This window comes from Aminobacterium sp. (genome assembly GCF_034926885.1).
In the GTDB taxonomy this organism is placed as follows: Bacteria; Synergistota; Synergistia; order Synergistales; family Aminobacteriaceae; genus Aminobacterium.
In genome coordinates, this window is record NZ_JAYFQR010000038.1 from 1 (window position 1) to 11306 (window position 11306).

The window sequence follows — 11306 nt, forward strand, 5'->3', positions numbered from 1 at the left end:
AGCCGCAACTTCCATTCCGCCACTACTATTGGACAGGGTGAGCCCATTTATCTTTGAATTGGCGGGAGCCAATCATACGGACTGGGATTCCCGCCATTCACTTTATCACGTTATCAGGAAGCAAACTATGGCCCCTTACAATAAAAGAGCTAAAAAGGAGTTAAACTAGTTTTAACTGTTCTTCTTTTTCTCTCCCAACTCTTTTCCTCGGCGTGTAGCTTCTGTAATGGCACGTATAAAAGCTGCTCGGACTGCCCCTTCTTCCAATTGATAAAGCCCTTCAATAGTTGTTCCTCCCGGAGTGACAACGCCGTCTTTAAGATCCGCTGGGTGCCTTCCTGTGTCTAAAACCAACTTTGCAGCCCCAATCATTGTAGCGGCTGAAGCCTTCAATGCTAAATTCTTAGGAATTCCAACACGGAGTCCTCCGTAGGTCAACGCTTCAAGCACTGTAAACATATACGCCGGCCCTGACCCAGATATACCCGTAATAGCATCAAGATTCGGTTCTATTGTTTCTTCACTTTCTCCCAAAAGATCAAAGAGAGATTTCGCGACGTTTCTATCTTCATCCGTTGCACCCAAAGATGATGTATATGCTGTAAAAGCAGCATTAACAGATGCGCAAATATTTGTCATTCCTCGAATCCATCGAGCCGCTGGTGCTGCTTCCATAAGCTGTTCCAAACGTAGGCCAGCTGCCATGGAAAAACAAAGTTTATTCGATAAATTCGTAGCTAAAGAGGCAATTACTGGTAATTGAATATGAGGTTTTAAGGCAAAAACGACAACATCTGCCCTATTAATCGCTTCCTCACTATCAGCAATGTAATGAACGCCCTCTTTCTCTAAGGCTTCCACTTTCTGTCTATCTTTGTCATAGGCAAAAACAGTGCATTTCTTATGGGCCCAACCCTGTGCCACAGAACCGCCCAACATTCCAGCACCAATGACGGCTATTGACTCTACATTTTTATTCACCATGACCATCTACTCCTTTTCCCCTGGCCCACTCAAACATTCCCAGTGCCGCAGCAACACTGGCATTGAGAGAGCCGGTTTTGCCCGTTATAGGAATACGAACTAACATATCACATCGTTCAGCAACAAGACGGGACAATCCCTCTCCTTCCGCCCCAACGACAAAAACAGCCTTATCAGGATAATTTGCTTCCCAAAGTGTCTGTTTTGCATTATGGTCAAGACCTACAACCCAAAACCCTTCGCCTTGAAGCTGCACAATCGTCTGCGCTATATTTGTCACGGAAATCATGGGGAGACGCAAGGCTGCCCCCGCACTTACTTTAACAACAGTTCCTCCTGGCAAAGCAGAACGTCTTTTAGGATAAATAACAGCTGTTGCTCCAGCAGCTTCCGCAGATCGAATAATAGCACCTAAATTATGAGGATCAAGGATATGATCAAGAACGACAAGAAGAACTGGTGTCTTATTTGATGCAATCGTTGGTAAAAAATCATCCAATTCTAATTGATCTACAGCAGTAATCTTAGCTACGACACCTTGATGATTCTCTCCAATACACATAGTATCAAGAACCATCGGTGCAACCTTTTGAAACGTTACTTTTGCAGAACGGGCAAGAGTTGTCACTTCTCCAGAAAAAGATGGGTGAACTCTCTCAGAAATCCATAATTTCAGACACTTTTGAGGAGAATAACGCAATAAATCAAGAATGGGTTGACGCCCCCACATAAGGTCATCTAGTTGCTGCTCTCCTTGTTCTTTATTTTGTTCTTTATTTTGTTCTTTATTTTTTTCTTTGCTTTTGTCTTTGTCTTTATTTATGTCACGATGTCTCATATCGCGATCTTTAGAATTCTTAAAACTTTTCGTGTTACGATGCTGTTTTGCGCTCATAATGTTCATCCCTTTCAAGCTGTCTGGCATATTCATGAAGATATGCAGACGTGTATCCCTCTCTGCTCTTTATTATTTCTTCAGGAGTTCCTTGGCAGACTATTTTTCCTCCCTCCATACCACCCTCGGGCCCCAAGTCGATAATGTAGTCAGACGATAACAAAACATCCAAGTTATGTTCTATCGTTACAACTGTATTCCCCTGATCGACTATTCGATGCAAAATCTGGAGCAATTTCTTTACATCGGTATAAAAAAGCCCTGTTGTTGGTTCGTCAAGAAGATATAATGTCGGCCCAGTAAAACGTTTACTTAGTTCTTTTGCTAATTTTACCCTTTGCGCTTCTCCCCCACTCAACGTTAATGCTGACTGGCCCAAACGGATATAACCCAAGCCCGCATCTTGTATGAGGGCTAGTTTTGAAGCTATTCGAGGTATATCTTTAAAAAACTCTGATGCCTCATCCACTGTCATATTAAGCACATCTGATATATTCTTCCCTTTATAACGAACTTCGAGCGTTTCTCTATTGTACCGTGTACCTCCGCAAACCTCACAATCTACATAGACATCGGGCAAAAATAGCATGGAGACCTTGACAGAACCAGCACCGCCGCAAGCTTCACATCGTCCCCCACGAACATTAAAACTAAACCGCCCAGGAGCATAACCTCGTATTTTAGACTCTGGAAGCTCAGCAAAGAGTTCCCGAATAAGAGTAAAAAGCCCTGTATACGTTGCGGGGTTCGACCGCGGAGTCCGCCCAATAGGACTTTGATCTACAAGCACAACATTTTTAAAGACTTCGGCGCCTTCTATTTTAAGGTGTTTTCCTGCCCTCTCTCTAAAATCTCTGTCAAGAATACGCTTCATTCCTTTATATAAAACATCGTAAAGGAGGCTGCTCTTTCCCGATCCCGAAACCCCGCTAATGCATGTAAAAACACCAACTGGTATAGGAACATCAATATTTTTCAGATTATGATGGGCAACTTTTTTTAGCGTGAGCCAATTGGAAGGTCGCCTGAGATTCTCTCTCCGAACACATCCCGACACCTCTCCTCGAAGATATGGACCTGTCAAAGCCTTGCTGCTTTTAACCTCTTCTGCCGTTCCAGAATTAATAATTTCTCCACCTAATTCACCAGCCCCAGGCCCCATTTCCACAATAGCATCAGCTGCAAGCATTGTTTCCCTATCATGCTCTACAACAACAACAGTGTTGCCCAAATCCCGAATAGATCTGAGAGTGCGCAAAAGACGATCTGTATCTCTAGAATGAAGACCTATCGTCGGCTCGTCAAGAACATAAAGAACGCCGCTAAGCTTCGAACCTATCTGCGTAGCCAGACGAATACGTTGACTCTCTCCTCCACTTAGAGTATCGGCTCGTCGTAAAAGGGAGAGATAACCCACTCCCACATCAATAAGAAAAGAAAGCCTCTTTTCGAGTTCAATCATGACTTGCCCCATGATTTTCTTTTCATTATCAGTAAACTCCATCTCTTTCAAAACGGGCAAAAGCCGGTCAACTGGCATTTCAACGAGCTCTCCAATAGTGTAATTTTTGAGCTTTACCATCAAAGCTTCTGGACGAAGACGAAGTCCGTGACATGTTTGACATACATCTTCTATACGATATCCCGCTAACTCGTCCATGACACTTTCAGATTCAGTCTCTTTCCAACGATTTTCAAGCCAAGAAAGCAACCCTTCGTATTTTCCCATATATTGACGACGTTCTCCTCGATCCGAAAAAAACATTGGAAGCCGCTCGTCACTACCGTACAGGATAAAATGCCGAACTTCTTCGGGAAGCTTTTCATAAGGCAAAGACATATCCCATCCTTTCGTCTGGGAGAAGGTGTAGAGTTTACTCAACATATAGTGTTTTTTCTTCCAAGGAAGAAGTGCGCCTTCTTCAACCGAACGGACTGGGTCTACGGCATGTTCCTCACAAAAATGCTCATGGCTGCCTAGTCCAGAACACTCTGGGCAGGCTCCGAAGGGGCTATTGAAGGAAAAAAGTCGTGGCTCTATTTCTGGAAGAGAAATGCCACAATCAGGGCACGCATAATTTTCTGTAAGAAGCTGCTCCTCTCCCCCCTCTGTAACGAGCAGAACATAGCCGCCAGAGAGAGAAAGAGCAGATTCGACAGCTTCGCTGATGCGGCCTTTACGATCTTCCAGAACCTTTAAACGATCTATAACAACTTCAATAGTGTGTCTCTTATTTTTATCAAGAGGAATTTCTTCTTCAAGCCAAAAAGTAGTGCCATCCACTCGAACTCGCATAAACCCTTTTTCTCTATTTTGTGCAAAGAGATTTTTAAACTCGCCTTTTTTCCCTCGAACCTGAGGGGCAAGTATTTCTAAACGCTTTTCTGGATAGTTGCGGAAAATAATATCGACAATTTCATCTAAGGAATGCCTGACCACAGCCTTTCCACACGATGGACAATAAGGAATTCCTAAACGGCCATAAATCAATCGCAAATAGTCGTAAACCTCGGTAACTGTTCCCACTGTTGAACGAGGATTATGTGAAGTTCCTTTTTGTTCAATGGATATAGCTGGGGATAGACCTGATATATCGTCTACATCTGGTTTCTTTTGTACACCAAGAAATTGTCTTGCATATGCAGAAAGAGATTCAACGTAACGTCGTTGCCCTTCCGCATATAACGTATCAAAAGCTAAAGATGATTTTCCTGACCCCGAAGGCCCGGTAATAACTACTAATTTATTCTTTGGAAGTGTAACGTTTATATTTTTGAGATTGTGCTCTCTTGCTCCTCTTATGCTGATGAGATGCAACTCGTTGCCACTCCTTCCCTTTCGAATCTGTTAATATATCACGAATTTGCGCCGCTTTTTCAAAATCAAGTTTTTCAACAGCTTCCCACATTAATCGCTCAAGATCAGCATGGGTATATTCTTCTATGTCCTTTCCTCTCTTTTTACCTCGTTTACTCTTAACTAATTCTATATCCTCCATAAGCTCTTCTGGCAAAAGACTTTGTACCGACTTATAAATAGATTGAGGAATTATTCCATGCTCATCGTTAAAGCGCATCTGTATCTCTCTACGACGCCGCGTTTCCTCCACAGATGTTTTTATACTTTCAGTTTTTTCATCGGCATAAAGAATAACTTGCCCGCCAATATTCCTCGCAGCCCTTCCCATAATCTGAATGAGCGAACGATGAGACCGCAAAAATCCTTCCCTATCAGCATCAAGGATAGCAACTAACGATACTTCAGGGAGATCCATACCTTCTCGTAACAAATTAACTCCTACGAGTACTGAAATCTCTCCGTTTCGAAGATCTCGGATGAGTTCAGCCCTTTCAAAAGTATTTAATTCAGAGTGTATGTACTTTACTCTAAACTGAAGTTCTGCAAGATATTCAGCCAAATCTTCAGATGACTTCTTCGTTAAAGTTGTAACAAGTGCTCTTTCACCTCGTTCAGTTACTTCCCGAAGTCTATTAACGAGATCATCAACTTGTCCCGTTGCTGGACTTACAATAATTTCAGGGTCGACAACTCCCGTTGGTCGTATAATCTGCTCTACAAGACTACCAGACACTTTACGCTCCCAATCCCCTGGAGTAGCTGAAATAAAGATAGCCTGATGAAGATTTTTTTTAAATTCCTGCCAGTTCAGAGGCCTATTATCCAAACAGGAAGGAAGGCGGAATCCATTCTCAACTAAAGTGAGTTTTCTGGCTCTATCTCCATTGTACATTCCTCGCACCTGAGGAAGCGTAATATGAGATTCGTCGATAACCATAATGAAATCATCAGGGAAAAAGTTAAGGAGAGTTCCAGGAGGCTCACCAGGCTTACGACCATCAAGATAACGAGAGTAATTTTCTATGCCTGAACAATATCCTGTCTCAGCCAACATTTCCATATCGTATCGAGTTCTCATTTCTATACGCTGTGCCTCAAGGAATTTTCCCTGCGCTTTAAAAGAAGCAACCTGTTCGTCCAACTCTTGCTGGATCTGGTCCATAGCCTTATCAATGGCATCCCTGCTTGTTATATAGTGTTGAACGGGGAAAACTGAAGCCTTTTCTAAAGACCGTAAAGAATGCCCGCTTACGGGATCAATGTCATCTATTCGTTCTATTTCATCGTCATAAAAAGCAATTCTAATGGCAGTCTCACTATAAGACGGATAAATCTCTATAACGTCGCCTCGTGCCCTGAATTTACCGGGCTCAAGAATCATATCATTTCTAGCGTAATAGTTATCGAGTAATCGTTCCATAAAATTGCGACGATCCCATTTTTCACCAACAGAAAATGGGAAGATAACCTCTTCGTACATTTCCTTTTTTCCCAAGCCATAAATACATGATACGCTCGCAACAACAATTACATCTCTTCGCTCTATGAGAGCTTTCGTCGCTGCTAATCGTAATCTTTCAATACGATCGTTAACGGAGGCATCCTTTTCTATATATGTGTCACTTGACGGGATATAAGCTTCGGGCTGGTAATAATCATAATAACTTACAAAATAATGAACTGCATTGTCAGGGAAGAATGATTTAAATTCAGAGTAAAGTTGCGCAGCTAAAGTCTTATTATGTGCAAGGACAAGAACTGGACGATCGAAGTGGGCTAAAACATTGGCAACAGTAAAAGTCTTACCACTTCCGGTAACCCCTAAAAGGGTTTGGAATCGTGTATTTTTCTCTATGGAAGAAATTAATTGTTCTATTGCTTCAGGCTGATCCCCTGAGGGAGGCCAATCAGATCTCAATTTAAAAATTTCAGCCATGATGTACCAACTCCCTTTCTCCTTAGTCTATCATTCATGGCAGTAAAAAAAAGCGTGCCTGCAAGGAGTAGCAGACACGCTTAAGGTCGTTAAAGTAAAACTATACGGGGTTGCCGGCAACTTCAGGTTTAGCGCTGCCTTCATGCTGCGCTTCTTTTATTTCTTCTGTCTCAGTCTCTTTTGTCTGAGCATAATTCTGCTCTTTTACTTCTTCCTCTTGAGGTGCCAATCCCAATAGTTCATCAAGTTCCTTACCTTCTATAACTTCTTTCTCAAGGAGTGTACTCGCTACCATTTCAACTTGATCGTTCTTTTCAGTCAATATCTGTTTAGCCTTTTCATAACAACCGTCAATGATAGCTTTAACTTCTTGGTCGATCATATAGGCTACGTTATCACTATAATTTTTATCTTCAGTAATATCGCGTCCCAAAAAGACTTCCTGATGTTTATGACCAAGTTTAACAAGTCCAAGAGTATCGCTCATACCAAATTCGGTAACCATTCTTCGCGCAATTTGGGTAGCTCTCTCTAAATCGTTACCTGCACCAGTCGTAACATTTCCAAAGATGAGTTCCTCGGCAACACGTCCACCAAGAAGCACCGTAATCTGATTGAGCAATTCGGTTTTAGACATCAAGAAACGATCTTCCACCGGCAATTGCAACGTGTATCCCAAGGCCATGTGACCACGAGGAATAATAGAAATCTTATGCACTGGGTCGCAATCTGGTAAATATTTAGCAACAAGAGCGTGGCCAGTCTCATGATAAGCAATAATCTTCCGCTCTTTATCACTTACAAGGCGGCTCTTTCGTTCTGGGCCAGCAATAACTCGGTCAATGCCTTCCTCAAACTCCGCCATAGTAACAAGATTCTTACCTGCCCGTGCGGCTAAAAGGGCCGCTTCATTCACAAGATTCGCTAAATCTGCACCTACGAAACCTGGAGTACGACGTGCTACAACGCCGAGATCAACATCATCTGCCAACTTCTTACTTCGAACGTGAACAGCCAATATTTCCTCGCGTCCCTTAACGTCTGGACGATCTACAACTATATGTCTATCGAAGCGACCAGGACGTAATAATGCTGGATCCAATATATCTGGTCTGTTTGTTGCCGCAATAAGAATTATCCCTGTTGATTCGTCAAAACCATCAAGTTCAACCAAGAGTTGGTTAAGAGTCTGTTCTCTTTCATCATGTCCACCACCAAGACCCGCACCACGATGACGTCCAACAGCGTCCATTTCGTCAATAAAAATGATACAAGGCTGGTATTTTCGTGCCTGCTCAAAAAGATCTCGAACACGAGCTGCACCAACACCAACAAACATTTCAACAAAATCAGATCCGCTTACACTAAAGAAGGGAACATCTGCTTCTCCCGCTGCAGCTCGAGCCAGTAAAGTTTTACCTGTACCAGGAGGTCCCAATAACAATACACCTTTAGGTACTCGTGCCCCCAACGCTCTGAATTTGCCAGGATCACGAAGAAACTGAACTACCTCACTTAACTCTTCTTTAGATTCATCACAACCAGCAACATCTGCGAACGTTACTTTCGGACGATTATCAAGGAAAAGCTTAGCTTTGCTCTTGGCAAAACTCATCACCTTGCCACCGCCACCTTGCATATTGTAAAGGAAGAATATCCACACTCCAATTAGAAGCAAGGTAGGGAAGAAGGAAGATATCATAGTAGCCCACCACGGTGTTTTTTGAGGGGCCTCTACTTGCACGTTAACGCCCTTGCTAGCTATTTCCTTTGCAAGATCTCCAGCACCAACAACTTCGGCCTGGAAACTTCTTCCATCTATAAAACGACCCGATATTGTATTTTCTTTAATTATAATACTCTTAACTTGTCCCGTATCTACTGCTGTTAGGAACTCGGAATACGTAATCGCTTCAGATTGTTGTGGCCCATGTGCCGGAGATAAAAAAACGTTTACGAGGCTTACAACAAGCACAACGAGAATCAGGTACAATCCGAGGTTCTTAATCAATCGCCCCACTAAATATCGCCGCCTCTCATTGAATTACCCACTTCGGGGCTATCCGTATTTGTTTCAACTATATGAATAGATGGCAAATTTCGCCATTTTCCTGCATAATCCAATCCATACCCTACCACGAACTTATCAGGAATATCAAATCCTTTATAATCTACTTTCACTGGAACCTTTCTGCGTTCTTCTTTATCGAGGAGCACACAGACACGAACACTTTTTGGCTGACGTTCTTGCATCATACGAATAAGATACGACAATGTCAGACCGGTATCAACAATATCCTCAACGATGAGAACGTTCTTTCCCTTTATGCTAGTATCCATATCTTTTATTATCTTGACTATTCCACTTGTTTTAGTCGAATCACCATATGAAGATACAGCCATAAATTCCATAATAACATCAACATCTTTATCAATGTGCCGAATAAGATCGGAAAGGAATACAACAGCTCCTTTTAAAATCCCTACTGTTACCAGTTCTTCCCCTGCATATTCTTTGCTTATCTCTGTAGCAATCTCTTTTACTCGCTCTTGAATCGTCTCTTCAGACAAAAGTATATCTGAAACTTCATAGTTCATTTTATTGTTATCCCTCCAGAGCTGAAGAATGTGGCTCCAGCCTCAAAATTATCCATGGCCCACTCCAGGAATTTTTATTTGAAAACTCTTTGCTTGGCGTGGAAAAATCTTCAATAATTGGAATCCATCGCCATCTATCTTTATCACCAAAAAATGGCCATATTTTCTCTAACCACCAGGGGATTTTCTTCAATGTATTTTTTTCTGCCATTCCTCTTTTAGACGTTAAAGAAGAAAGAGAAAGACAAGAATCATTTCTCAAGGGATATACTCCCCAAAAAACCTTCAGAGAAGAATTCAAATGCTTAGGAACTGATTGTTTTTTTTCCCACGAAACAGACCAAACACCCCAATACGCCCGACCTTCCTCATCGTCAAAAGTCAACTCCAGTGGTGTAGCGTGAGTATTATACAGGAGTTTTGGATTTATCCATACCATAAAACCTGAACCGCAACAAATAAAAACTCTATTTTCCCATTGAAACAACCAACGTCCAGATTTTCTTATTGTTGACACTAAAGAGTTTAGTCTATTTCTTGTTAAAGTTTTTAAATTCAGATCTCTGCCTACGGCTCGTATAAACCAGGCAATTTCCTGATCCGAAAGAGAACGAATAAAAGCCAAATCTGCTGCGTAGAAAGAAAAAGGGAAATCACGTTTCGCCCACTGGAGAAGGAGCGCTCCCTGTTCCTCTTCTCTTTGTCTGTATTCTTGCATATCCTGAGCTAAATCTACAAGGTGTTGTCGCGTAGAAGGATTTATAGTTTTTTCCAACATAGGGATAACTTCATGACGGATTCGGTTCCGCGCGTACACAGTATCAGAATTTGTGGGGTCAGTTCTCCATGTAATGCCTCTCGCTGTTAAAAGGCGCTGCAAGCCTTCCCTCCACCAATTAATAAGAGGACGAACATATTGCTCTCGAACTTCAGGAATTCCGACAAGGCCAAAGGGGCCTGAGCCGCGACAAAGGTTGAAAAGAAGGGTTTCCGCCACATCATCAGCAGTATGACCCAAAGCAACAATTTCTGCTTGACATGAAGATGAAACATATTCAAGAAAGTCATAGCGTATTCTACGCGCTCCTTCCTCAAGCGTTTCACCCTTTTCAAGGAGTTGGGGAACAGCTACATGCTTTATTTGAAGATCGCAATGCCACTGCTTTGCAAGAGCTTTTACAAAGTCAGCATCTTCAAAAGAACTTTTTCCACGAATACCGTGTTCTAAATGGGCAACTACAACTTTTCCAGGCCAAAACTGAACAAAGAACCACAATAGCGCTACAGAGTCGCTACCTCCAGAGACAGCAACAACTGCAGGACCTTTTTTTCCTGCCCAGCCTTGTTTTTGAGCAACGGCCCAGAATTTACTACGTAAGTAAGGAAGAGATAATTCATATGGAAGTTGTTTTTCAATATTTTCTGTCATATCACACTGCCACCTCCCACACAAGAGGTGAAACAAAAATGGCGGGAGATGAGTCTCCCGCCTTTAGTTTTTATATTTGGTGGCGGTGACTGGAATCGAACCAGTGACACTGCGGGTATGAACCGCATGCTCTAGCCATCTGAGCTACACCGCCAAATTGGTTGCGGGGGCAGGATTTGAACCTGCGACCTTCGGGTTATGAGCCCGACGAGCTTCCTGACTGCTCCACCCCGCGATAATCAACACATTGTATATACTAACTCGGTTGCCTTAACTTTGCAACTTCCTGCAACATGTTTTGCAACTTTTACGTGGTGGGCGAGGCGGGACTTGAACCCGCAAGAGCTAACGCTCGGGGGATTTTAAATCCCCTGTGTCTGCCGTTCCACCACTCGCCCTTGCTGCGAGGACAAGGGGAATTCTACATGACTCATGAGTTGTTGTCAAGTATGAAAGTTGTTCCGGTTGTAGATGGGCCAGAGTTTCGTTCCGTTTACTTAGGTAAAGTGAAAGAGATAATGAAAAAGGCGGGCACCTCTCCTTTATACTGGTGTTGCTCAAACAACCAAAATAAAGGATATAGGAGGTAAACCCGCCATGACAT

7 protein-coding genes and 3 tRNA genes are annotated in these 11306 nt (G+C 42.6%); all 10 read right to left on the minus strand.

Annotated features, from left to right (window positions below; genetic code table 11):
- Window positions 1–171 precede the first annotated feature (171 nt).
- Window positions 172–984: a pyrroline-5-carboxylate reductase gene (gene proC, locus VB083_RS11665; protein ID WP_213696044.1), complete on the minus strand. Its 813-nt coding sequence runs from the start codon at window positions 982–984 to the stop codon at window positions 172–174.
- Window positions 974–1879 carry a 23S rRNA (guanosine(2251)-2'-O)-methyltransferase RlmB gene (gene rlmB / locus VB083_RS11670; RefSeq protein ID WP_323402079.1) on the minus strand — a complete coding sequence of 302 codons (906 nt, stop codon included), beginning with the start codon at window positions 1877–1879 and terminating at the stop codon, window positions 974–976. Before rlmB ends, proC begins: the two co-directional genes overlap by 11 nt.
- The gene (uvrA, locus tag VB083_RS11675; RefSeq protein WP_213690781.1) at window positions 1857–4697 is read right to left on the minus strand and encodes an excinuclease ABC subunit UvrA; all 2841 of its coding nucleotides are present in this window, start codon (window positions 4695–4697) and stop codon (window positions 1857–1859) included. Before uvrA ends, rlmB begins: the two co-directional genes overlap by 23 nt.
- Window positions 4624–6675, minus strand: coding sequence for an excinuclease ABC subunit UvrB (gene uvrB, locus VB083_RS11680; RefSeq protein WP_213690782.1), 2052 nt, complete (start codon window positions 6673–6675; stop codon window positions 4624–4626). The genes uvrA and uvrB overlap by 74 nt, the downstream gene beginning before the upstream one ends.
- A gap of 100 nt (window positions 6676–6775) precedes the next feature.
- Complete coding sequence (gene ftsH, locus VB083_RS11685) at window positions 6776–8695, minus strand: ATP-dependent zinc metalloprotease FtsH (RefSeq protein WP_213701859.1); 1920 nt, start codon at window positions 8693–8695, stop codon at window positions 6776–6778.
- A complete protein-coding gene (hpt, locus tag VB083_RS11690; RefSeq protein ID WP_213690784.1) occupies window positions 8695–9273 on the minus strand; it encodes a hypoxanthine phosphoribosyltransferase in 579 nt (192 codons plus the stop codon). The genes ftsH and hpt overlap by 1 nt, the downstream gene beginning before the upstream one ends.
- 7 nt (window positions 9274–9280) lie before the next feature.
- Window positions 9281–10702 (minus strand): tRNA lysidine(34) synthetase TilS, encoded by a 1422-nt coding sequence (tilS, locus tag VB083_RS11695; RefSeq protein WP_323402080.1) that lies wholly within the window; start codon window positions 10700–10702, stop codon window positions 9281–9283.
- Window positions 10703–10779: 77 nt separating this feature from the next.
- Window positions 10780–10856 (minus strand) — tRNA-Met (locus VB083_RS11700).
- Window positions 10857–10860: 4 nt separating this feature from the next.
- Window positions 10861–10937: transfer RNA gene (locus VB083_RS11705), tRNA-Met, on the minus strand.
- 77 nt (window positions 10938–11014) lie between these two features.
- Window positions 11015–11100, minus strand: a tRNA-Leu gene (locus tag VB083_RS11710).
- Window positions 11101–11306 lie beyond the last annotated feature (206 nt).